The sequence below is a fragment of the Pseudomonadota bacterium genome, assembly GCA_013285465.1.
In the GTDB taxonomy this organism is placed as follows: Bacteria; Pseudomonadota; Alphaproteobacteria; order Micavibrionales; family CSBR16-224; genus CSBR16-224.
In genome coordinates this window covers 2,204,412-2,225,925 of record CP053449.1, presented here as the reverse complement: position 1 = coordinate 2,225,925, position 21,514 = coordinate 2,204,412, and the positions used below count along the sequence as shown (strand labels likewise).

The window sequence follows — 21,514 nt, the reverse complement described above, 5'->3', positions numbered from 1 at the left end:
GATGTACGAAAAAGTTACGCCAGCCGCGCGCCGTTTGCAATTTTTTCCGCATGGGCGGGATCGGGAACGGCGAGGACGACCGCGCCGCCGGAATCGTAAAATCCCGTTACCAGTATTTCCGATTTAAAACCCGCAATCCGCATGGGCGGAAAATTCGTGACGCAGACCACATGCCTGCCGACCAGCTCTTCCGCCGTGTAAAGCGCGGCCAGCTGTGCGGAGGATTGTTTGATGCCAAGCTCTTCCCCCAGATCGACCCATAATTTAAAAGCCGGCTTGCGCGCACCGTCATTGATCTCGGCACGGATGATTGTTCCGGCACAAAGCGAGATTTTTGCAAAATCATCAAAGGAGATTTCCGCTGTCATGCCGTGCTCCGTGCAGGGATGATTGCGCAGATTTTTTTCAGCGGCAGAACGGTGCTATCGGTTTCTGTGCGTTTTTTCCATTCAAAACAATCCTCCGCAAGCGTTTTTTTGCCGAGGATAACGCGGTGCGGCAGGCCGATTAAATCGGCATCGGCGAGCTTCTCTCCCGCCCGCGCATCGCGGTCATCATACAGAACGGATATTCCTGCCGCGCAAAGCTGCCGGTAGATTTTTTCACATTTTTCAATATCCGCGGCATCATTGACCAGCGACACCAGATGCATCTGATAAGGGGCGATCTCCTCCGGCCAGACAAGCCCGTTTTCATCGCTGAGACATTCGGCAATTGTGCCCATGACGCGGCTGGGGCCGATACCGTAACAGCCCATCACGGGAAATTTCTGCGTGCCGTCTGTGTCGGTAAAGCCTGCGGAAAAGGATTCGGCAAAGCGTGTGCCAAGTTTGAAAATATTGCCGACTTCGATGGCTTTGACCTCTTCCAGATTTTTCTCATCACCGGGTTTATAGCCCGGAATCAGTTCGGTCAGCACATCCCTGTCTTCGATAATCTCTTTGTTAATCGCAATATTTGTTCCCGGCACGCGATAGATCACATCTTCGCCATAGGGGGTGACCGTCTGGAATTCATGCGAATATTTTGAAAAAATACCGCCTGACGCATAAGTCAGTAATGTGATATCGCCCAACCCGCAGCGCGCAAAAATGCGGTGATAGGCTGCGGTGGCCTGTTCGTAAAACGCATCCAGATCATCCTGCGCCGCATGAAAGGAATAAAGGTCCTTCATGCGGAATTCGCGTCCGCGCAGCAGGCCGGATTTTGCCCGTGCCTCATTACGGAATTTTGTCTGGATTTGATAAACCGCTTTCGGCAGATCGCGGTAGGATTGCACAAATCCCGCAATCAGCGGTGTGACAACTTCCTCATGTGTCGGGCCAAGCGCCAGATCACGATTGCCCGCGCCTTTCAGTTTAAACAGAATATCGACCTTGTCCCAGCGTCCGGTTTTCTCCCAGATATCTTTCGGCTGCAGGGCAGGCATCAAAATTTCCTGTCCGCCGATGCCGTTCATTTCATCGCGGATAATGTTTTCGATATTGCTTAGAACCCGCATACCGAGCGGCAAAAAAGAATAAACCCCTGCCATCAAACGGCCGATATAACCCGCCCGCGTCAAAAACTGCGCGTTGCGGCTGACATCGCTGTCGCTGATCTGTTTCTGTGTTTTTGTGGCCAGTTCCGATAATCTCATGGCAACTATCCTATAGAAGCCTGCTTGAAAAAGTAAAGCGGGATTGTCGGTTTCTCTCTGTCCAAATGCCGGAAATATCTTTAGACTTTTAAAGGAACAGGGAAGGATATACCGGATGATTTATAAATTGATGCGCAAACTGGCCAAACCGCTGGAAGATGCGGCGATTGATACCGCAACAGATATCACAACGAAAACCGCCAAGAAAACAGCGGATAAAAGCGTGGAGGCGGGCGTTGACAGCTTCTTTAAAGGACTTGATTATGCCGCCAAACGTACACGTGCCAAGACCGAGGATGTCGGCGCTTTTGCGCTGTATTGTCTGAAGGGCGGATTATTGACGGAGTTTAAAATCTCCGCACAACGCATGCAAAAAACATCAAAAGATATCCGGAAAACGCGCAGAAGCAAATTAAAGCCGCCGGCGCGAAAAAAATAAATTACTTGATAAGATCAATACCAAGACGCATTAGCAGGGTATCAAGCGCCGCATAGAACGGCCCCATTCCCCGAATATGTTTTCGAAGCTCCTGACGCTCCTGCTCGGCTTTGTCTTCAAGCTCTACAACAACATTGCGGATCTCTTCCTGTGTCATAGCAGCGGGAGCGCTAATATGCAGCTTGTCGAGAATTTCTTTTTCCGCAGGATGTAGAATACCGTCCAGCAGCGCCAGATCATAGGCAAACACATAGAGAACCCGCCGCGTATCAGGATCATTGATATAAGACAAGAAATCGAGAATATCACGGTTTTGCGGTGCGACCAGCTCATCGGCCAGCGTGTCTTTCTGTTCCTGTGTCAGATTGTAATAACGTGCCAGATTGTCAAAGACTTTTGCGAAATAGGCTGTTTCCTCGCGCCCGCATTCACCATCCGCCCAAGCCAAAAGCAACAGGCTGCGCCACATGTAAAACATGCTGGCGGGTAAAGACTGTTTTTGAGCGGAGGAGATAGTCATCCCTTCATTCTGTTAGAGAAGGAGGGGGTTTTCAATCATTTTTTTTGGCATTTTTTTGCATTTTCTTAATCATCACCGGGGGCACGCATGGGGATTTGTCCCGTTCTTTTCTTCGCCACAGCTGTCCGCAGCAGTTCAAAGGCAGTGGCAAAGCTTTCTCTGGATTGTTTGTCTTTGGGAAGTTTATTGCCCAATTCATCCAGCCATTCTTTGGCAGCAGTGAAGTTCGCGGTTCTGCGGTATAAATTTGGAATAATGATATTCAGAACCCAATATTCGTTATCGGTTTCGGAAACCTGCGCCAAACGCGCCTTGGCGGCGTCAATTGTTCTTAAGGCATAAAGCCGGTATTTGTCTTTTGCATTGCAATGGCCGGCTTCCCATGTGGCGTGCAGCAAATACCACCAGCGGTTTTCGGCATCGGTTTCAAGTAATCTGTTCAGTTCCGCCCGCAGAAAGTAGCTCGCATGTTTCTCTGCGTAGAGGGCTTTGTACTCATCGGTGTTGACGGCCATTTGCAACAGCTCGATTTCGTCCTCATCATAAACCGGTTTTGTAATGACGGCACCGCTGGTCGGGCAGACGGGCATAGGCGGCGGATAGCCGATATGAGCCTCGGGCTCCCAATCCAGATTGCGTCCGAAAGTGATGTGCAGCCCCAGTTCGGGCGCAAGGAAACCTTCCTTGTCGATGGGGCAGCTGAATTCCTTGACGTGGATGTAATAACCTTCCTTGTCAATGCAGTTTAAAATATGCGGATTATATTCCGGCGGCGGCGGGACTTCGGGGAAATAGGTGGAATTTGTGTAGGTTTGATCCCCCTCTTCTTGCGCATAGACCTCTGTACTGAAAAAACAGGCGGCGGCAATGAGGGCGAGAATAAAAACTGCGGTCAGAAAATTTGTTTTTAAAAAAAATATACGGTTCATGTAAAGCCTTTGAGAATGCTGCTGCAACAGTCTCTCTAAATATTGCCACACAGGCATATTATGGCGGAGAGGATGGGATTCGAACCCACGATACATTGCTGTATACACGCTTTCCAAGCGTGCGCCTTAAGCCACTCGGCCACCTCTCCGCCGCCTAAACTATAGATTCGCGGCGGTTTTTTCAAGCATTTAATGCTTAAATTTCGGGGGAGAGGGTTTGCGCGGCGGCTCTTCCGCCAACCGCTTCGGGCCGGACATATTTTTCCACTGCCGCAAATTCGGAAAGAACAGCATGGACCACATCATCATGGCCAGAAAGCCCCATGTCATATTGCTGCTTTCCTCGCCCCAGGCATTTTTATTGATGTCCTGCGCCATATCAATACGGCTGATTTCATTGCCGGTATCATAACGGCCTTCCGGAGCGCGAAACTGGTCCAGATTGGCGGCGGCGCCTTCCGTCAGGGGATAGAAGCCGAATTTTTGCAAATCATCGACCTCGAACTGGAAGCGGTTCATCAGATCGGCTTTTTCAATCTCCGACAGACGTGACTCTTCATCATCAATCATAATATCGGACAGGAAATCATAGACCGTATTTTGGTAACTGCGCTGTTTTGCGGAGAAATCCGCATCAGCGGGCAAATTGCCTGCATCGGACAGAGTCTGCAGATAATCAAGCTCCGCCCGTTGTGATTTCAAATCCGCCATGCGCTGTTCAAATTGCTGCACAACCTCGGGGGAGGATTTGCTCCTATCCAGATCATCGCGCAGCGCATCCGTTGTTAATGTGCCGACGGTGAAGGTCGTTGCCATCAGCATTGCCGCCCATGTCGCGCCGTGGCGAACGGTTTTGCCGAAATAATGACGCAAATTGGGGCGGGATTTGCCGTTTTCCGGTTTTTTGTCCATCTTGTCTTGCTCTCCTGTAAAATGACTTTACAGATAGCAAATTCCGGAAAGAGTAGCAAGAAAATCACGCCGTTCTATGCGGCGTGACGGTTACGTGAAACAGATAGTGTGATTTTATATCGCACAAAAAACGGGGCGGTTATCAGCCCATCTTCATTTTCGGTGCCTTGGCTTGCGGTTTGGCATCCGGCTGTGCTTCCGGCGCGACATCGTGTTGCGGCTCGGCGGACGGCTTGGGTTTTACGTAGTTGCCGTTGGAAACAGCTGCAAGGGTTTTATCCATGCCGGACATTTCAGCAAATGTCTGCCCGCTACCGTGCTGCATCTGCAATTCGCCTTTTGTTTGCGTATCAACCTCCGCCTTTTCCGCTTTCCTGTCCTGCAACGCCTGTCTGATCTGGCGGATGCTGGGTTTCTGCGTGTCACCGAATTTTGACGCACGATTCTGGATGGATGTGCTGACGCGTTGCTTGACCTGTACGCCTGCACTTTTCAGTTTTGCGCCAACGGTCCGCGCACCGGATGAAAGTTTTGATGCTGCGGCTTTTGAGACTTTGACGATGCCTTGTCCTGCTGCTTTCAGGCTGCTTCCGGCGGCTTTTACGCCGCTAACAACTGCTTTCGCTGCAACTTTTGCCGTAGCGGCGACAGCTTTGACAGTCGCAGCAACACCTTTAGCGAGTCCAGCGGCGGCAACGGCGATAAATGGAAGAGGCATAGAGTCAATACTCCTTGGTTTGGTGACATACCCTGTTTATCAATTTTAACATAGAAAACGACGGCGCGCAAGGAAAACAGATAAAATTAAAATAAAATCAACGGTTTACGCAACGTTTTCGGGGCGGTTTATGTCGTGCGGGTGATTCTTGCCGTGTGTAAATGCGGGCTATTTTTGCAGCTTGTTTTGCACGGTTTTGCGGGCTGCGGGCTGTTTTTCGTTGTTATTCTCCGCTGTCGTGACCGTTTGCTCCGCATCATTTTGCGCACCGGCATTAAAACCGTTTTTCGGGCTGACCGAGGGTTTCGGGCTTTGGTCCGGGGCGGAACGCGTGCTTTGGATGCGGCTGTCATCGATTTTCACGTCTTGCGCCGGCTTGTTTTTATTGGAAAACAAGGCGCGTCCGATGGTAACAACGCCGGTCGCGGCTGCACCCAGAACCAGCAGCGGCAGCAACAGGCGTGCGCCGATCAACAGAACTTTCGGTGCGACAACAACCAGCGCCGCAACGCCGATGACGGCAAGCGTCCCCAGTAGAATGTTTTTGGTGGTTTTGTTGAAACCTTTCCAGAAACGGCGTCCGCCGCTTTCTTTACCGACCGTGTTTTCCGCCGCATCCTGCGGGGCTGTTACCGGTTCCGTCACGGTTTTATCTGTGTTTTTTACGGTGCTGTCGTCGCTCATGCTCTTGGCATCCTTCATTTATCTATCGGTGTTTGCGTGGGCCTTTATCTCATAAATTCCTGTGATATGTCAAGAGTTTTCGCTCTCTTCCGGCGGTTTGGCATGGCTGCCGCGCTTGGCCACGCCGACACGCGCGGGGCGCAATAAGCGGTCATGGATCAGATAGCCGGCCTCCATCACTTCGATAATTTCACCGCCTGCCTTGCCCGGGATTTCGGTTTCAAACATCACCTCATGGAAATTCGGGTCAAAGACCTCGCCCAGCGGCGGTGTGATTTTGCTGATATGCGCATTTTCCAGCGCCCGCATCAACTGCTTTTCCGTGGCCTCAACGCCTGTATAGATATTTTGCAGCTGCGGATTGCTTTCCAGCTCCTCCTGCGGTACGGCGGCAAGGGCACGCCCCAGATTATCCGCGACACCGGCCAGTTCACGGGCCAGAGAGGTGACGGCATATTTCGCCGTATCTTCGCGTTCTTTTTGACTGCGGCGGCGGATATTCTCAACCTCGGCCAGCGCACGCAGCATCTTGTCTTTCAGATCGGCATTTTCCGCCATCAGCGCTTCCAGCACGTCGGCGTCGCTGCGCTGCGCTTGCTCATCCTGCGCGGCGGCGGGTTGTTCCGTTTCGGCACTCTCACCGGCGGGCGGCGTGTTCTGATTTTTGTTTTTGTCGTTATCCATATTTTCCGCGCGCTCTTTCGGATGCGTGTTGTCTTGCATGGCGATACCTCAAAAAATTACGGGTTGGGTCGTTTGTGCCGTGCCTTTTTACAACGAAACCGCCTAAAAGGCAAAGAAAACCCACCTTCTTTTCAAAAGAAAGGCGGGTTTCGAAATGCGTGGATTGTCGTTTAGGACAGTTTGTTGACGATGACTTTGGCGGGGCGCAACAGGCGCTCTTCGCTTTTGTAACCGTTCTGCACGACATGCAGCACGGTATTGTCGTCTTTGCCTTTATCCTGCCCTGCGGAGACCGCTTCGTGATAATTCGGGTCGAAATTCGCACCCGTACCGTCGACTTTGGTAATACCGACGCTGGCAAGAGTTTGCGAGATTTGTTCAATCGTCATGCGCAGACCTTCCTTGGTATTCTTCAGGAAGTCATTGCCTTCGCATTCCGCATCCGGAATAGCGGCATAGGCGCGTTCCAGATTATCAATCGGATCCAGCAGTTTTTTCACGGCATTTTCCAGCGGACGCTTGGCGTTTTTCGTGAATTGCTCCTTTAGGCGCTCCTGCGCGGTATTGGCATCATGCAGCTGCAGGGCCAGTGTTTCGTTTTTCTTGTCGGCGCGGCTCAGCTTGTCTTGCAGTTTTGCAATTTCGGCTTTCAAAGCGGCAACATCGGCGCTTTCCTCTTCCGCTGCGGGGGCGGTATCTTCCGGCTCCATATCGTCGCCGTCCAGCGATTCATTCCCCATCAGGCCGGAATCATCAAGCTGGCTTAAAAAACTGTCTTCATCATCCAGAAAGCTGTCATCCACTTCCGGATCATCATCATCGCTGCCTTCCAGAATGCGGGCAATATCCTCATCAGAGGTATCAAGATTCGAATCATCTGTGACCTTCGGGTCTTTTTCCAGCGGTTCTTTTTCCGGTGCGGCGGCTTTTTTTGTCGGTTTGCTCATACTCTGATGCTCCGTTGTTGTCTAAAGAAAAAATCGTCTTTTTCACATTAAAAATAAACCCTGTTGCTGCTTTCCGTCGCAGGAAAAGACATTGCGCAAAAGGCGCCTTAAAACAGCATGTACTTTTATAACGGATTTGACGTTTTATGTCAAGTCGTTTTAACCATTCTTGTCTTTCAAGACGGCGGCGACTAAGCTATATAACACATTGGATCGATAAAAAAACAGCATATGATTTTCTTGGAAAAAGTTTTGGCGAAAGGTTTTAAAGGGCAGTGAAAAAATTTCTTATTTTTCTCGTGGTTTTTCTGGCACTCATCGGCGGCGGTTTGTTTGCGGCTGTAAAAATGGTGCCGCTGGAGGCGTTGAAACCGAAAATTCAGGAGACGTTCCATGCTGCGACCGGGCGTGACCTGATCATCACGGGCGGTATGCGTGTGACAATCTGGCCGGATATCGGTGTCAAAATCGGCCGTGTCGCCATTTCCAACGCCGCATGGGGTAAAGCGGAACAGATGGTATCGCTGGACGAGATGGATGTCGCGCTGAAACTGATGCCGCTATTTGAGAAACGTGTGGAAATCGACCGTTTTGTCCTGCGTGCGCCGCGTATTTATCTGGAGACATCGAAAAACGGTCAAAATAACTGGGATATCACGCCGGCGGAAAAAACGGCGGAGGAACAGGATAAGCCGCAAAAAACCGAAAGCGCTGCAGCGGTACAGGATTTTTCTCTAAGTTTCGGCGCATTGAAGATCGTGGACGGCGTTGTCCATTTTGAAGATCACGGCAAAGCCGAAAAATATGCCTTTGACAGCATTAACGTCACCGTAGCGGCCGGCAATATGGACGCCCCCGTTGCGGTAGAGGGGCAAATGCAATACCGCGCAAGACAGCTGAACTTTAACTTTCAGGCCGACAAGCTGAGCGCTGTGATCGCAGGGAAGCCCTTTGCCGGAAAGGCGGTTTTTGACGTCGCGCCTTTTATCAAAACATCGCTGGAAGGAAAATTTCTGCAATCTGCGGATAATTACCTGACGGCGGCAACCGAAACACAGATCGGCGATATCAACGGTTTGTTGAAATGGCTGAGCCCGACGCATAGCGGTGAAATTCCTTTTACGTCTCTCGGCTTTTCCACCGGAAAGCTGCAATTGGGCAAAGCGCCGGATGTGGTTTTCGGGGCGCGTCTTGAAAATGTGGCGTTGAAACTGGATGATTTTGAAATGAAGGGCGCTGTCAGTTTCCGCCAGAAAGCCGGTGCGCCGCCGCATATCGATGCGGATGTCGCCCTGCCTGTGCCGTTGGATGTTCCGGCGCTGATGGCGCGTTTTGCCGGCGGGGAAGATGCGGCAGAGGAACAGCCTGCGGAAAAAACGCAAGCCGCCGGCTGGTCGCGTGACGTGATGGATCTGTCCGCCCTGCATTCCCTGAACGGAACATTCGTCTTGTCGCATCAGGGGCTGATTTATAAAAATCTGAAAAGCGGCGCGGGGAAGGTAACACTCACATTGGCGGGCGGTAAGCTGGTCTTTGATATGCCGGAAACGGGGCTGGATAAAGGGACGCTCTCCGCACATGCCGCGCTGACAGAGGCGGGCGCGGGAACGATGCTGCAAATTGATCTGCAATCAAAAGACATGCCTGTGCAGCCGCTTTTGATCGCTTTTGCCGATATCGATAAGCTGACAGGCGCGGGAACAGCCTATTTCAACGGCACGGCCAAGGGCAATACGCAGGCGGCGCTGGTCTCTTCTTTGGGCGGCAAAGCGGGTTTTCATCTGCGTGACGGCATGCTGCACGGTGTGAATTTTGTCGATATCACCAAAATGGTGCAAAAAAAGCTGAGCAATGTCGGGCTGGGCGACGGCGGTACGGAATTTGCCAATTTCGATGCGACATTTGCGATTCAGAACGGTGTGATGAAAAACGAGGATTTTTATCTGCGCGGGCCGCTGGTTGAGGCGAAAGGCAAGGGACAGGTTGATCTGCCGCAGCAGGCGATGACATTCCGCATCACCCCGCAGATGATCCTGAAACAGGCGATGCAGGAAAATGCTGAAACCGGCGAGAAGACCCTGAAAACGACAGGGATTGCCGTGCCGGTGGATATTTACGGGCCCTGGACGGCGCTGAAAATCAAACCCGATTATGCGGCGGTGATTCAGGATGCGTTGCGCGACCCTGAAAAAATCGAAGAAAATGTCAAAGTCATTAAAGAAGAGGTCGAGAAAAATCTCGAAAATCTGAAAGGCATTGAGAAAGAATTGAAAAACATCGAAAAGCCGGAGGATTTGCTTCGCGGTCTGCTGGGGCAATAGAGGAAAATGGCAATTGCATTGACGGAAAAAATTGCGGATTTCAAAAAATGGCTGTGGCGCAATCCGCGTGAAGAAAGCTTTCCTGTCTTTTGGCTGCGTCGTGTGTTGCGTCTTTGCGCGGCGGTACAGGCGGATATACGTCAGGGGGATTTGAACCTGCGGGCGATGAGCCTTGTCTATACGACGCTGCTGTCGCTGGTGCCGCTTTTGGCAATCAGTTTTTCGGTGTTGAAAGGTTTCGGTGTCCATAACCAGATTGAACCCGCGCTGCTGAATTTTCTGGAACCGCTGGGCGAAAAACGGATCGAGATTACCTCCAATATCATCGGCTTTGTCGATAATATTCAGGTCGGTGTGCTGGGAACGGTCGGGTTGTTGTTTTTGCTGTTCAGCGTGTTGTCGCTGCTGCAAAAGGCCGAGGCCAGTTTTAACAATATCTGGGGCGTTGTGCAGGCACGCAGCCTTGCCGCCCGTTTCAGCGATTATTTAAGCGTGCTTTTGGTTGGGCCGCTGCTGATTTTTATTTCCATCGGTATGACGGCGTCCATGCGCGGTGCAGGCTGGATTGACAGAATGCTCGGTGCCAAAACGGTGGAAACCGTGGCAACGCATTTCAGTGTGCTGCTGCCCTATCTGATTTTGACCGCGGCTTTCGCCTTTATTTATGCTTTTATCCCCAATACGCGTGTACGGCTTGTTCCGGCGCTGGTTGCGGGGGCGGTTTCAGCGGCTTTGTGGAAAACGCTGGGGGTGCTGTTTGCAAAATTCATTGCGGGATCCGCCAATTATACGCTGATTTATTCGACTTTTGCGACGCTGCTGTTCTTTATGATCTGGATGTATCTGGCATGGATGGTGGTGCTTGTCGGGGCCAGCATTGCTTATTATTGCCAGAACCCCAGCAATCAGGCGGCGGCGGGGCAGAATATGATTCTCAGTATCCGGATGCGTGAAACCGTTGCGATTTCCGTTTGCCGGATGATTGCCGAGAATTTTTACCATGATAAACCCGTGCTGAATGTCGAGGCGCTGGCGCGGGCGCTGAAAGTGCCGGCAAAATCGGTCGCGCGGGTGATGGACGCGTTGGAAAGCGACGGTATTTTGAAACGTACGAACGGACGTACACCCGGTTTTATTCCGGGCAAGCCGTTTGAAGAAACGACATTATGGGATGTGTTGACGGCTGTACGCAGCGACGGTGAAAAACCGGGCGTGAATATGGCTTTTCTGGAACGCGGGTCGGATGTGGAGGCTGTGCGTCAGGCTTTTGATGCGGCAGGCCGGACGGCATTGGGAAAAACAACGGTCAAAAAATTTGCTTTGCCGGCGGTGAAAGGCACGGCAAAACGCCGCAAGAAAACGGCACGCGGCAAGGCGGCGGCAACACGGGCAAAGAAAAAAGCGGCCCGTAAACAAACGGAAAAATAGACGGAAAGGGAGTAACGGGTGATGTTGGATCGTTTTACGCGTCCGGAAATGGCAGAGATATGGTCAACGGAAAACAGGTTTCGTATTTGGCTGGAGGTTGAAACACTGGCATCCGAGGCGCAGGAAAAACTGGGCGTTATACCGGAAGGAACGGCGGCAGCCATCCGTGAACGCGGCAATTTTGATGCCGCCCGCGTCGATGACATCGAAAAAGAAACCCGCCATGATGTCATCGCCTTTCTGACCAATGTTGCAGAATATGTCGGCGAGGAGGCACGGTTTCTGCATCAGGGCATGACCTCGTCGGATATGCTGGATACGTCTTTTGCCGTACAGCTGCGGCAGGCCGCCGATCTGATTTTGGACGGTATCCGCAAGCTTTTGACGGTGCTGGAACGGCGGATGCTGGAATCCCAAGATATGCTGTGCATCGGGCGCAGCCACGGCGTTCATGCAGAGCCGATGACTTTTGGCGTAAAGCTGGCCTCGCATTACGCGGCGTTTAAACGTGCGGAAAAACGGATGGAAGCGGCGCGGGAGGAAATTTCCACCTGTGCGATTTCCGGTGCCGTCGGCATGTTTTCCACGATTTCGCCGGAGGTCGAGGCCTATGTGGCGGAAAAACTGGATTTGAAAATCGAGCCTGTTTCCACGCAGATCATTCCGCGTGATCGTCACGCCGCTTATTTCGCGGCACTGTCGCTTGTGGCCTGCTCCATTGAACATTTGGCAACGGAAACACGCAATTTGCAGCGCACGGAAATCCGCGAGGCCGAGGAATTTTTCGCGGCAGGGCAGAAAGGCTCTTCGGCGATGCCGCATAAGCGCAATCCTATTTTAGGAGAAAATCTGACGGGGCTTGCCCGCATTGTCCGCGGTTATACCACGCCGGCCTTTGAAAATGTGACCCTGTGGCATGAGCGCGATATTTCCCATTCCTCCGTTGAACGCGTGATTGCGCCTGATGCAACCGTGACGCTGGATTTCGCATTGCACCGGTTGATCGGTGTCATGGATAAGCTGGTGCTGTATCCTGACAATATGCGCCGTAATCTGGAGCAGTTGAAAGGTCTGCCTTTTTCCCATGCCGTGTTGCTGGCTTTGACGCAAAAAGGGATGAGCCGTGAAGGGGCTTACGGTGCCGTACAGGAATGCGCCATGAAAACATGGGAATCGCAGGACCGGACTTTCCCCGATTTCCTGAAGGCAAATGACAATATTATAAAACATCTGCCGCCGGAGGAGATCGATTCCCTGTGTAATCTGGAACGCTATACGCGGCACAGCCGTGATATTGTGCAGCGCGTGTTGAAAGAAAGCTGAGCCTCAATATGGGATTTTTGCACCTGTTTTTGCTCTCTGTCGTGCAGGGGATTACCGAATTCCTGCCGATCAGTTCCAGCGCGCATCTGGTGCTTTTTCCGAAAGCTTTCGGTGCGGCGGATCAAGGGCTGGTGATTGATCTGGCCGTCCATGTCGGCTCTCTTTTGGCTGTTTTGCTGGTTTTTTGGCGCGATATCGGCCATGTGGCGGGAACGGCACTATTCTACAAAAAAGCAAAAAAAAATGACAAAACATTACTCTGGAATATCGGTATTGCCGCCCTGCCGGTGCTGATTGTCGGCTGGGCGATGCATCATCATTTCCCCGACGGTGTGCGGGATGTCACGGTCTTGTCTGTGGCCAGTATCGTCTTTGGTCTATTTCTGTTTTTTGCCGACCGTTTCGGCAAAACGGATAAAACGGCGGAAGCGATGACGGGAAAAGACGCGCTGATGATCGGTTTGGCGCATATCTGCGCGCTGGTACCGGGGGCAAGCCGTTCCGGCGTGACGATGACGATGGCGCGGGCTTGCGGCCTGTCACGGGTGGAGGCGGCGCGGTTTTCGCTGTTAATCGGTGTTCCCGTTATTGCCGGTGCGGGATTTCTGGGATTGCTGGATGTTATTCGTCAAGGCAATGCCGCTTTGGGCTTTGACGCGCTTTTGGCGGTGTTGTTGTCTTTCGCCGCATCATGGTTATCAATTGTTTTGATGATGCGCTGGCTAAAAAAATCCACCTTCCTGCCTTTCGTGATTTACCGCCTTTGCTTCGGCGTGGCGGCTCTCATCTTCTTTGCTTATTAAGACTATTTTTACCCCGCCCGCTGTAAGGTGGTAGATGCAGGGAAGAATTTTCAAACAGGTCATTTACTTAAATCACCATATTTCATTTCAAGGGGCGGAAAATGTTTCAGCGGATTATCGGTTTTATGGGTGTGCTCTCTGTCATGGCTTTGGCGGGCGGTACCGTTGCGAAAGCGGCAGAGCAGGAATTTCCGGTTACCCGCGTGATTCTTTCCACCAGCGGTATGGCGCATTTTGAACATAGCGCCCATATCAGCAAAGATACCGATATGACTCTGCCGGTGCGTTTCGAACAGGTCGATGATGTGTTGAAAAGTCTTGTCGTTTTTGACCCTGCCGGACAGCTTGGCGGGGTGACGCTGCCCGGTCGCAGCCCGTTGAAGCATTTTTTCCGTGATCTGCCGTTCCGCCCGCAGGATCTGAATTCACTGGTTAATCTTCTGAATGCTTATAAAGGCGCGCAGATTAACGCCAAATACGGCAATGAACATGTGTCGGGCGCATTGGTCAATATCACGGAAGAGGAAACCGTCTATCCCGATAGTGAAACATCGGTGACGCGTCATCGTATCAGCCTGCTGACCGCAGCGGGCATTAAGCAATATATTCTGGAAGATCTGACGACAATTGATTTTGCCGATGAAAAAATCCGTGCACAGCTTGCCGATGCACTTGATGCCGTACGCGAACATGCCACGCGTGACCGCCGCGTCTTGTCCTTGCGTATTCTGGGCAATAAACCGCGCGATGTCACGGTGGCTTATGTTGTGAATGCGCCGCTGTGGAAGGCGGCCTACCGCGCCGTATTGCCGTCGGAGGACGGGCAGGAAGGTTTTGTGCAGGGCTGGGCGATTGTTGAAAATATGACGGATAGCGACTGGAAGAATGTGTCGCTGTCGCTTGTCTCCGGCAATCCGGTGACGTACCGCCAGCAGCTTTATCAATCCTATTATGTGGACAGGCCGGAACTGCCGGTCGAGGTCTTCGGGCGCGTGATGCCGCGTACCGATACTGGAACCGTGGCAACGGCGGAACAGACGGACCAGAATTTTTCATCCCGCAGCAGCGGTTACGGCGGACGTGGCGTGATGAAAGCCAAACGCGCGATGGCGCCGGCATCTGCCGCACCAATGGCGATGATGGATATGGCGGGCGCGCCGCCGATGCCGATGGAAATGATGGCGGAAGAGGAACTGGGCGGTTATGAGATGGATAATATCGCGCAGGCGGCAAATGCGGGGCAAAGCAGCGAAGCCACAACGCAGGTATTATTCCGTTTTCCGCATAAATTTGATTTGCGCGCCGGACAGACCATGATGCTGCCGTTTGTCAGCCGCAAGCTGGAAATGGAAAAACTGGCGCTGTACCAACCTGATACCCATGCCACGCATCCGCTGGCGGCGGTGCGGATTAAAAACGACAGTGATAGCGGCTTTCCGCCCGGCATCCTGACGCTTTACGAAGAAAACACCGCTTTGAAAGGGTCGAGTTTTGTCGGTGATGCCAGTCTGCCGATTCTGGCGCAGGGCGAAGACCGGCTGATCAGCTATGCGCTGGATTCCAAGACCCAAATCGACCGCAAAACAACCAATCATTCGACCGAAGGTAGGGTAACGATTGCCAAAGGCATCATGCGTACCGCGATCCAATACCGCGCGGAAACCGATTATACGATCAAGGCGCCTGCTGCGGAAGGACGTACGGTTCTGGTGGAGCATCCGCGCATGCCGGAATACAAGCTGGTCAGCCCCGACCCGAAAGAAGTAGAAGTGACGGCCACGCATTACCGTCTGAAGACCAAAGTCAAAGCGGGTGAGGTCGCTAATCTGAAAGTGGTGCTGGAACGCGACGGCTATCAGTCGGTGCATATCGCCAATTTGTCTGCGGGACAGATGTCTTCTTATGCGGCAGGGCGCGGCAAGCTGGACAAGAAGACGCGGGCGGTTTTTGCAAAGCTTGCGGAAATGCGTGCCAGCCTTCATAATGAGCAGGAAGAGGTCAATAACCTGAACCGCAAAAGACAGGACGCCTTTCAAAACCAAAAACGGCTGCGGGAAAATATCCGTAGCCTGTCGGGTAATCCTTCGTCGCAAAAACGTTATCTTGAACGGCTTGATACGGAAGAAAACCTGCTGGAAGAGTTGGAAAAACACATAGAAAGCGCAACGGAGCGCATGCGGAAGAAACAGGAAGAAATGGATGCGTTTATCCTGCAAATCAATATCTGAACGCAAAGGTAAAGTAAAAAGACGAATAGAAAAACGGATGGATTTTTAAAATGATGCATTATTCCCGTAATTTTATGCTGGCCTTGGCTGTGTCGGCGCTGTGTTTTTCAATTTTTGCAGCGCGCAGAGCCGCAGCGCAGGAGATTATTTCGACATGTCTGAAAGACAAGGATTATCTGGGTAAGCTGGAAGCGAACGCAGCGGCAGGCGATGTTGAGTCTATTATCGAGCTGGCTGACGAACACCGTCTGGGGCTGTGTTATCAGGCGAATGTGACAAAAGGCGAAGGCCTGTTAAAGCGGGCTGCTGATCTGGGTAGTCTGGATGCGATTTATATTCTGGCACAGAGCTTTTATTCCGACCGTAACGGAACGCGTGCACGCATTTCCATACGCAAGGAAAAATCCCGTAATCTGTATCTGCATCTGGGGAATAACGGCTATGCACCGGCGCAATTCGATCTGGGCATGTTTTATTTGCGCGGGCTGAACGGTTTCCCCCGTCAGTCTTCCGTTGCGCTGCAATGGTTTGAAAAAGCCGCGAAAAGCGGGCATATGCGTGCCGCAAGACAGGCGGCAATTATGCGCCTGCGCGGACATGATACCGTAAAGGCGGATCCTATGGTCGGGGAACAATGGTTGCGCGGTGCCGCGCAAGGCGGTGATCTGGTCGCGACCAAATTGCTGGCTGAATATCTTCTGGAACAGGATGCAACGAAATATCTGGCCGAAGTCATCCAGCTCTATGAATATCTGGCGAAAAAGGGTCTTCACGCCGTCGGCGTTGAACTCGGCAGGCTATACAGGGATTTCAATCAGCCGGAAACGGCCTATTTCTGGTATAAAATTGCCGAGGCATCCGGGGAACGCGTGGCAGATAAGGAAGCCAGAAAAATGGAATACCGTATGGATCACCAGAAGCTGCAGGGAATTATGGCGCGGGTGAATAAATTCGTCGAAGAAAACCCGTCTCTGAACCGTCTTTATAACGAAGATATGTAATTATTTTCCGCCGGAAGCAGTATGGTAAGCCGGACGCGTCCGTAAAGGCGCATATCTTTCTCCTGATAAGCACCGGGAGTATCTTCGGGGTGTTTTTTATCCGTTTCAAGAACGCAGAGATGTTGTGCGGACAGATAGCCGTTTTCACGCAGATGCAGCAAAGCGGGAATGCCGAGATTCTTTCCGTAGGGCGGGTCCAGAAAGAGTAAATCGGCTTTTTTCGTATCTTTTTTCAGCGGCGGCAGTTGCAGAATATCCTGTGTCAGCAAATGCGCGCGCTCCGGCGGTAATTTGCAGGCTGCGATGTTTTTTTGGCAAATATCGGCGGCATTCCGGCTTTTTTCGATGAAAACCGCCTGTGCCGCTCCCCGCGATAAAGCTTCCAGCCCGAGGGCGCCGGTGCCGCAAAAACCGTCAAGAACGGAGAGGGCATTCCAGGGCGGCAGCAGCGATTTTTCAATAAAAGAATCAAGGATATTGAATAAATTCTCGCGGACACGGTCTGTCGTGGGGCGTGTTTCCTGATCCTGAGGGGCGGATAAGAGCCGCCCGCGAAACTTTCCGGCAATGATGCGCATAGTTATGTCTAGTTTTTTCCGTTAATAATGAAGGGGATATTTTATTTGCCTTTAATTTTTTAACACATTTGCGGAAAAATTTGTTAAAATAAAAGGAACGTGTTGTTTTTAGCTGCGCGCATATTTCGGAGGGCGGGTGATTCCCGTCTTTGTAGAGAGTAATGCGGGCATTGCTTGTGTAGTTAAGTCGCAATATCTGGGTTTCAAGACCTGAAGGGGTGTTCATAGCATGAAATTGTTTCGAATCAAATTTGCATCTTTACTGATCGCAACTGTTTTATCCTGTTTCGTCTTTATGTCTTCAAAACCTGCCCATGCACAAGTCGCCGGCTGTGATCCCAACAAACTGGATCACATGAAGGACCGTGCGACCTTGCAGGTCGCGAACGATCTGGGTGCGTCACAGGAAATTGTCAAGAAAATGGATACGGTGATTGCGCTGACCTGCTGGCCCGAAGCGGCGCAGATTTCGGCGAATGAAGGCGGTGCGATTTTCTCCGGCGGTTTTGAGGCCGAATTGAACAATGTGATCAGTGATATGGTGGATGAGCTGTTAAACCAGTTTGTCGGTAGTTTTCTGGAATCTTTCGGAACGCTTGGCGGTATCATCGGTAGCTGGTTCGGCTTTGGCGGCGGTTTTAACTGTACGCATATGCAGGATATGTGGGATGATGTCGTGACCCGCGGTATTAACCAGTCTGCAGAGTTTCTGGATGTTGACGGCATGATCGCGACGGCACTTGGCGGCGGTTCGGCCAGTACGTTTATTGATGACAACCTTGGTGCCATCGCACCGGTTGCGGCAAATATTCAGGCTGTGATTACGGCACCGCCGACACCGATTCCGAACTTTACCGGTGCTAATACGATTTGCGAGGTGCAATTCCGGAATACAGGCGCTATGCCGCCCGGTTGCCCGTAAGAGCGGGTAAGTTGATGCCTTGCAAAAGGCCATGATGAAAGATTGATGAAGGACGGAAGGATAAGGGGTTAAGATGAGAAAAATCGGAATGTATAAATACAGATATACGCGTTTTTTCATTTTTGCCGTTTTTACGGTCTTTGCAGCTTTGGCGATTGCCACACATCCGGCGCAGGCGCTTGATCCGCGTTGTGATCCGGATATCCGCGATATTCAAACCAATCATGCGCAATTCAGACAGATCGTTGATCAGGCGGTGGCGCAGGAACTAACCAAACAGAATGATTCGGTTGAGGCAATGACCTGTCTTGACCAGCAGCTGATTCAGTCGGCACAGGCCGGGTCGATTTTCTCGGATACGATGCCGGCAAGTTTTCCTGCGGGTTTTAACGGTATTATCAGTATCGGTTTGAACCTGCTGGGTGTTGATACGGGGACTAATCCCGGTTTCCGCGGCACCACATTGCTCGAGGATTTTCAGAACGTCATTGTTTCCAGCGGTGTGTTGGGGGAATTGATGAGTATGTTCTCCGATGCCGTAACCGGGATGCTGTCTGATTTATTCGGCGGTCTGGTCGGCGGCCTGCTTGGCGGGCTTTTGACAGGTTGGGCCGGCGGCCTGCTGTCAAACTGGTTTGGCGGTGCCGGACTGGGCGGTCAGGTCTTTGACTGTAAAACAATGATGGATGGCTGGGATAACTCCACAGGCGGCTTGACGGATCCAAATGCTTACCCTGTGGTCAGGACAGGTCCCAAAGGCGGTATCGGCGGGGATTACCGCCGTGCTTACCCCTCTGAAATGGATATTCTGACGGGCGCTATTCCGGGCTTGCCGACACCGGCGGCCTGTGGTGCGACACCGCGTCCGCCCTTATGTGCTTATGTGCAGAAATTCTACCAGACAGGTCCGAATGCGGCGATTCTGGGGAATGTCTTGAATGATTTGACAACACGTCTGGTGCCGGGCGGTATTCCGGCCTATAAAACGGCGCCGCCATTGACGCTGAATACGACACTGGGTGCGGTGATCGGGGCGATGTAAAACCCGTTCATGCGTAAAAGGTAACAGGCGGCCTGCGGCTTTGCAGGCCGCTTCTTTATTCTTTTCTTGACAAAAAAGCGATTCGGCCTTAATAATTCCCCTTGCTTTCGTCTGCTTTGCGGCAGGCGCGGCTTTTTACGTTATCGGGCAAAATGGCATGCCTTGTGTAGCGTTTGTAGAAAAAACCCTAAAATCGGAGTTTAGAAATGCCAAAACTGAAAACGAAATCAAGCGCTAAGCGGCGCTTCTCTGTCACATCCAGTGGCAAAGTAAAGGCGAATTATGCGAATAAGCGCCATATGTTGCAAAACAAAGACAAACAAATGAAGCGTCATGCACGCGGAACCCGCCTTTTATGTGCGGCTGATGCGCGTATTGTTTTGCGGAACTTCCTTCCCTATTCGCGGAAGCGTAAGAAAAACGTTAACACGACAGCACGGCAGGAGGCATCATAATGGCACGCGTTAAAGGTGGAAAGACGGCACATGCCCGTCACAAAAAAGTTATTAAAATGGCCAAAGGCTACCGTGGTCGCAGCAAAAACTGCTTCCGTATTGCGGTACAACGTGTCGAAAAGGCTCTGCAATATGCGTATCGCGACCGTCGCGTCCGCAAGCGTAATTTCCGCGCTTTGTGGATTCAGCGCATCAATGCGGCAGCCCGTTTGAACGGTTTGACCTATTCCCGTTTTATGAACGGTTTGAAAAAAGCGGAAATCGAGCTGGACCGTAAAGTTCTGGCTGATATCGCTGTTCAAGATCCGAAAGGTTTTGCTGCATTGGCAAAACAGGCACAGGATGCACTGGCAAAAGCTTAAAGCCGGTCACTGCGCTGTAAAGAATTAAGGCAATAAGAGAAAAGCGTCCGTTTTGCGGACGCTTTTCCATTTTCAGTATCCGGAATTTTTTAAGGTTGTATATGCAGGCTTGCGGGATCGACGGGTTCGATCTCCATAATTTCGCCGCTTCCCAGACCGACATCCGGCAGGGTGACGGCGGTTGTTCCTTCCTTACCCGTGACGGCGGGATAGCTCTGCGAAAAAGGCTGTGGTGCATTCGCCGTTGCCGCAGCAGGTAAGGCTTGCGCTTGTGCGGCGGGGGCAACCATAATCGGCTGGGCGGAAGGGGTCATATTTGCCTGCGGCGAGGATTGTTTCAGAATCGTCAGTATGGCCTGTAATTGTTCGGTTGTCAGTTTCGCAGGGTCAATGACAATGTAACCGGCACCTTGCATGGCAGGTGCGGGGCCGCTTGCATCAATGGTCGCCGGCGAGGCGTCAATCGTCTGCTGCGCCGTCGTTGCTGTTGTTGATGGTGTCACCGGTATTGTGGGTGCTGTTGTTGCTGTTGTCGTCGCGGCAGGGGTCGGGGCAATCTTTTCATAGGCGGCGGCACGTGCATCTTTTTTACTGCGTGTCGGCGACGGCGGTTTATTTTCGGGGTCGTAGAATCTGCCCAGACGTTCCTCCCGCACTTCCGCAGCGTGCTTTGCTTGTCGTTCCTGTTCTTCGCGGATGCGGGCGGATTGTTGGTGAATTTGCTGACAGCGTTGATAATAGGGGGCGTTATTGGCGTAAGGCGCGCAAGGATCTGCCTGCGCCATGGCAGGTTGCGGCATTGTAGCAAGTAAAATCAGGGAAACGCCGCAAAACGCGGAAAAATTGTGCAAACAGCGAGATAGACCGTTCAACTCCCTCATGGCCGCAAAACTCCTTTAAGGCTTTAAGCGAAGGCGGAACGTGCCTGCAAGGCTGTAATCAGAGTTCCGTCATCAAGGTAATCCAAAGCACCGCCAACAGGCACACCATGTGCCAGCCGCGTGACTTTTACATTACAATATTGCAGACGGTCTATCAAGTAATGTGCTGTTGTCTGCCCGTCAACGGTCGCATTGAGGGCAATAATGATTTCTTTGACGCCATCGTCTTTTGCACGTTTCACCAGCCCGGGGATGGCAAGGTCTTCCGGGCCGATATTATCAAGAGCGGATAGTGTGCCGCCCAAAACATGATAGCGGCCGCGGTAAACGCGCGTGCGCTCCAGCGCCCAAAGGTCGCCGATTTGCTCGACAATGCAGATGGTGCTGTCATCGCGGGCGGTATCCTGACAGATGCCGCAGGGCGATGTGGTATCCAGATTGCAGCAGATCTCACAGGTCTTGACGGTTTCCGCCGCCTGTTTCAATGCTTCCGACAGGGGCAGTATCAGATGGTCTTTTTGTTTCAGAAGTTGTAAGGCCAGCCGCCGCGCAGAACGCGGGCCAATACCCGGAAGTTTCGACAAGAGGTGAATCAGGGTGTCTATTTCTTTTCCGATCATGGGAATCCGTACCGTTCTTGGTTTTTTGTCGCCTAAAAGGAGGGAATTTTTGGAAAACGGGCAGAACACCCGCAAACC

The 21,514-nt window shown here is 51.9% G+C and carries 23 protein-coding genes and 1 tRNA gene; 11 read left to right on the top strand and 13 right to left on the bottom strand.

Going from position 1 to position 21,514, the window contains the following annotated elements; translation table 11 throughout:
• Window positions 1–14: 14 nt before the first annotated feature.
• Both HND56_10795 and HND56_10790 read right to left on the bottom strand, forming a co-directional pair.
• On the bottom strand, window positions 15–368 hold the full coding sequence (locus tag HND56_10795; GenBank protein ID QKK06142.1) for a tRNA-binding protein: 354 nt from the start codon (window positions 366–368) through the stop codon (window positions 15–17).
• Window positions 365–1,639 carry a prolyl-tRNA synthetase gene (locus HND56_10790; GenBank protein QKK06141.1) on the bottom strand — a complete coding sequence of 425 codons (1,275 nt, stop codon included), beginning with the start codon at window positions 1,637–1,639 and terminating at the stop codon, window positions 365–367. Before HND56_10790 ends, HND56_10795 begins: the two co-directional genes overlap by 4 nt.
• Window positions 1,640–1,754: 115 nt before the next feature.
• On the opposite strand from HND56_10790, the gene HND56_10785 reads away from it, so the two are divergent.
• Window positions 1,755–2,078, top strand: a complete 324-nt coding sequence (locus tag HND56_10785) for a hypothetical protein (protein ID QKK06140.1) — start codon at window positions 1,755–1,757, stop codon at window positions 2,076–2,078.
• Between the two features lies 1 nt (window position 2,079).
• Here the strand turns inward: HND56_10785 and HND56_10780 are convergent, their stop codons facing one another.
• From HND56_10780 to HND56_10745, 8 genes are all read right to left on the bottom strand, one after another.
• A complete protein-coding gene (locus tag HND56_10780) occupies window positions 2,080–2,598 on the bottom strand; it encodes a TerB family tellurite resistance protein (GenBank protein ID QKK06139.1) in 519 nt (172 codons plus the stop codon).
• 65 nt (window positions 2,599–2,663) lie between these two features.
• The gene (locus HND56_10775) at window positions 2,664–3,527 is read right to left on the bottom strand and encodes a hypothetical protein (protein QKK06138.1); all 864 of its coding nucleotides are present in this window, start codon (window positions 3,525–3,527) and stop codon (window positions 2,664–2,666) included.
• A 61-nt stretch (window positions 3,528–3,588) separates the two neighbouring features.
• Window positions 3,589–3,676 (bottom strand) — tRNA-Ser (locus tag HND56_10770).
• Window positions 3,677–3,716: 40 nt separating this feature from the next.
• On the bottom strand, window positions 3,717–4,439 hold the full coding sequence (locus HND56_10765) for a hypothetical protein (protein QKK06137.1): 723 nt from the start codon (window positions 4,437–4,439) through the stop codon (window positions 3,717–3,719).
• A gap of 142 nt (window positions 4,440–4,581) precedes the next feature.
• Window positions 4,582–5,157 (bottom strand): hypothetical protein, encoded by a 576-nt coding sequence (locus tag HND56_10760; protein QKK06136.1) that lies wholly within the window; start codon window positions 5,155–5,157, stop codon window positions 4,582–4,584.
• Window positions 5,158–5,325: 168 nt separating this feature from the next.
• Window positions 5,326–5,841 carry a hypothetical protein gene (locus HND56_10755; protein QKK06135.1) on the bottom strand — a complete coding sequence of 172 codons (516 nt, stop codon included), beginning with the start codon at window positions 5,839–5,841 and terminating at the stop codon, window positions 5,326–5,328.
• Window positions 5,842–5,910: 69 nt separating this feature from the next.
• Window positions 5,911–6,525 (bottom strand): nucleotide exchange factor GrpE, encoded by a 615-nt coding sequence (gene grpE, locus HND56_10750; protein ID QKK06633.1) that lies wholly within the window; start codon window positions 6,523–6,525, stop codon window positions 5,911–5,913.
• 170 nt (window positions 6,526–6,695) lie between these two features.
• Window positions 6,696–7,472, bottom strand: a complete 777-nt coding sequence (locus HND56_10745) for a nucleotide exchange factor GrpE (protein ID QKK06134.1) — start codon at window positions 7,470–7,472, stop codon at window positions 6,696–6,698.
• 275 nt (window positions 7,473–7,747) lie between these two features.
• Between HND56_10745 and HND56_10740 the strand changes: the two genes are divergently transcribed.
• From HND56_10740 to HND56_10715, 6 genes are all read left to right on the top strand, one after another.
• Window positions 7,748–9,793, top strand: coding sequence for an AsmA family protein (locus HND56_10740; GenBank protein ID QKK06133.1), 2,046 nt, complete (start codon window positions 7,748–7,750; stop codon window positions 9,791–9,793).
• Window positions 9,794–9,799: 6 nt separating this feature from the next.
• Window positions 9,800–11,221, top strand: coding sequence for a YihY family inner membrane protein (locus HND56_10735; GenBank protein QKK06132.1), 1,422 nt, complete (start codon window positions 9,800–9,802; stop codon window positions 11,219–11,221).
• 21 nt (window positions 11,222–11,242) lie between these two features.
• Window positions 11,243–12,544 (top strand): adenylosuccinate lyase, encoded by a 1,302-nt coding sequence (locus HND56_10730; GenBank protein ID QKK06131.1) that lies wholly within the window; start codon window positions 11,243–11,245, stop codon window positions 12,542–12,544.
• An 8-nt stretch (window positions 12,545–12,552) separates the two neighbouring features.
• Entirely contained in the window at window positions 12,553–13,347 is a 795-nt protein-coding gene (locus tag HND56_10725) for an undecaprenyl-diphosphate phosphatase (protein ID QKK06130.1), read from the top strand.
• Between the two features lie 101 nt (window positions 13,348–13,448).
• Window positions 13,449–15,575 carry a DUF4139 domain-containing protein gene (locus tag HND56_10720; GenBank protein ID QKK06129.1) on the top strand — a complete coding sequence of 709 codons (2,127 nt, stop codon included), beginning with the start codon at window positions 13,449–13,451 and terminating at the stop codon, window positions 15,573–15,575.
• Between the two features lie 50 nt (window positions 15,576–15,625).
• Window positions 15,626–16,576 carry a sel1 repeat family protein gene (locus tag HND56_10715; GenBank protein QKK06128.1) on the top strand — a complete coding sequence of 317 codons (951 nt, stop codon included), beginning with the start codon at window positions 15,626–15,628 and terminating at the stop codon, window positions 16,574–16,576.
• Here HND56_10715 and rsmD read toward each other — a convergent pair.
• The gene (gene rsmD, locus HND56_10710; protein QKK06127.1) at window positions 16,558–17,154 is read right to left on the bottom strand and encodes a 16S rRNA (guanine(966)-N(2))-methyltransferase RsmD; all 597 of its coding nucleotides are present in this window, start codon (window positions 17,152–17,154) and stop codon (window positions 16,558–16,560) included. The genes HND56_10715 and rsmD overlap by 19 nt on opposite strands.
• Window positions 17,155–17,383: 229 nt before the next feature.
• On the opposite strand from rsmD, the gene HND56_10705 reads away from it, so the two are divergent.
• From HND56_10705 to rplT, 4 genes are all read left to right on the top strand, one after another.
• A complete protein-coding gene (locus HND56_10705; protein QKK06126.1) occupies window positions 17,384–18,076 on the top strand; it encodes a hypothetical protein in 693 nt (230 codons plus the stop codon).
• A gap of 73 nt (window positions 18,077–18,149) precedes the next feature.
• Window positions 18,150–19,118 carry a hypothetical protein gene (locus HND56_10700; GenBank protein QKK04157.1) on the top strand — a complete coding sequence of 323 codons (969 nt, stop codon included), beginning with the start codon at window positions 18,150–18,152 and terminating at the stop codon, window positions 19,116–19,118.
• 206 nt (window positions 19,119–19,324) lie between these two features.
• A complete protein-coding gene (rpmI, locus tag HND56_10695; protein QKK06125.1) occupies window positions 19,325–19,573 on the top strand; it encodes a 50S ribosomal protein L35 in 249 nt (82 codons plus the stop codon).
• Window positions 19,573–19,935: a 50S ribosomal protein L20 gene (rplT, locus tag HND56_10690; protein QKK06124.1), complete on the top strand. Its 363-nt coding sequence runs from the start codon at window positions 19,573–19,575 to the stop codon at window positions 19,933–19,935. The genes rpmI and rplT overlap by 1 nt, the downstream gene beginning before the upstream one ends.
• An 89-nt stretch (window positions 19,936–20,024) precedes the next feature.
• Here rplT and HND56_10685 read toward each other — a convergent pair whose 3' ends face one another.
• Window positions 20,025–20,720 carry a hypothetical protein gene (locus tag HND56_10685; protein QKK06123.1) on the bottom strand — a complete coding sequence of 232 codons (696 nt, stop codon included), beginning with the start codon at window positions 20,718–20,720 and terminating at the stop codon, window positions 20,025–20,027.
• Between the two features lie 119 nt (window positions 20,721–20,839).
• Complete coding sequence (gene recR, locus HND56_10680; GenBank protein QKK06122.1) at window positions 20,840–21,436, bottom strand: recombination protein RecR; 597 nt, start codon at window positions 21,434–21,436, stop codon at window positions 20,840–20,842.
• Window positions 21,437–21,514 lie beyond the last annotated feature (78 nt).

Coding starts and splice junctions, on each gene's coding strand:
- HND56_10730 (QKK06131.1), top strand. CDS start 11,243: ATGTTGGATCGTTTTACGCGTCCGGAAATGGCAGAGATATGGTCAACG.
- HND56_10715 (QKK06128.1), top strand. CDS start 15,626: ATGATGCATTATTCCCGTAATTTTATGCTGGCCTTGGCTGTGTCGGCG.
- rsmD (QKK06127.1), bottom strand. CDS start 17,154: ATGCGCATCATTGCCGGAAAGTTTCGCGGGCGGCTCTTATCCGCCCCT.
- HND56_10735 (QKK06132.1), top strand. CDS start 9,800: ATGGCAATTGCATTGACGGAAAAAATTGCGGATTTCAAAAAATGGCTG.
- grpE (QKK06633.1), bottom strand. CDS start 6,525: ATGGATAACGACAAAAACAAAAATCAGAACACGCCGCCCGCCGGTGAG.
- HND56_10705 (QKK06126.1), top strand. CDS start 17,384: ATGAAATTGTTTCGAATCAAATTTGCATCTTTACTGATCGCAACTGTT.
- HND56_10685 (QKK06123.1), bottom strand. CDS start 20,720: ATGGCGCAGGCAGATCCTTGCGCGCCTTACGCCAATAACGCCCCCTAT.
- HND56_10700 (QKK04157.1), top strand. CDS start 18,150: ATGAGAAAAATCGGAATGTATAAATACAGATATACGCGTTTTTTCATT.
- HND56_10755 (QKK06135.1), bottom strand. CDS start 5,841: ATGAGCGACGACAGCACCGTAAAAAACACAGATAAAACCGTGACGGAA.
- HND56_10760 (QKK06136.1), bottom strand. CDS start 5,157: ATGCCTCTTCCATTTATCGCCGTTGCCGCCGCTGGACTCGCTAAAGGT.
- HND56_10775 (QKK06138.1), bottom strand. CDS start 3,527: ATGAACCGTATATTTTTTTTAAAAACAAATTTTCTGACCGCAGTTTTT.
- HND56_10720 (QKK06129.1), top strand. CDS start 13,449: ATGTTTCAGCGGATTATCGGTTTTATGGGTGTGCTCTCTGTCATGGCT.
- HND56_10780 (QKK06139.1), bottom strand. CDS start 2,598: ATGACTATCTCCTCCGCTCAAAAACAGTCTTTACCCGCCAGCATGTTT.
- HND56_10795 (QKK06142.1), bottom strand. CDS start 368: ATGACAGCGGAAATCTCCTTTGATGATTTTGCAAAAATCTCGCTTTGT.
- HND56_10765 (QKK06137.1), bottom strand. CDS start 4,439: ATGGACAAAAAACCGGAAAACGGCAAATCCCGCCCCAATTTGCGTCAT.
- HND56_10725 (QKK06130.1), top strand. CDS start 12,553: ATGGGATTTTTGCACCTGTTTTTGCTCTCTGTCGTGCAGGGGATTACC.
- recR (QKK06122.1), bottom strand. CDS start 21,436: ATGATCGGAAAAGAAATAGACACCCTGATTCACCTCTTGTCGAAACTT.
- rplT (QKK06124.1), top strand. CDS start 19,573: ATGGCACGCGTTAAAGGTGGAAAGACGGCACATGCCCGTCACAAAAAA.
- rpmI (QKK06125.1), top strand. CDS start 19,325: ATGCCAAAACTGAAAACGAAATCAAGCGCTAAGCGGCGCTTCTCTGTC.
- HND56_10790 (QKK06141.1), bottom strand. CDS start 1,639: ATGAGATTATCGGAACTGGCCACAAAAACACAGAAACAGATCAGCGAC.
- HND56_10785 (QKK06140.1), top strand. CDS start 1,755: ATGATTTATAAATTGATGCGCAAACTGGCCAAACCGCTGGAAGATGCG.
- HND56_10745 (QKK06134.1), bottom strand. CDS start 7,472: ATGAGCAAACCGACAAAAAAAGCCGCCGCACCGGAAAAAGAACCGCTG.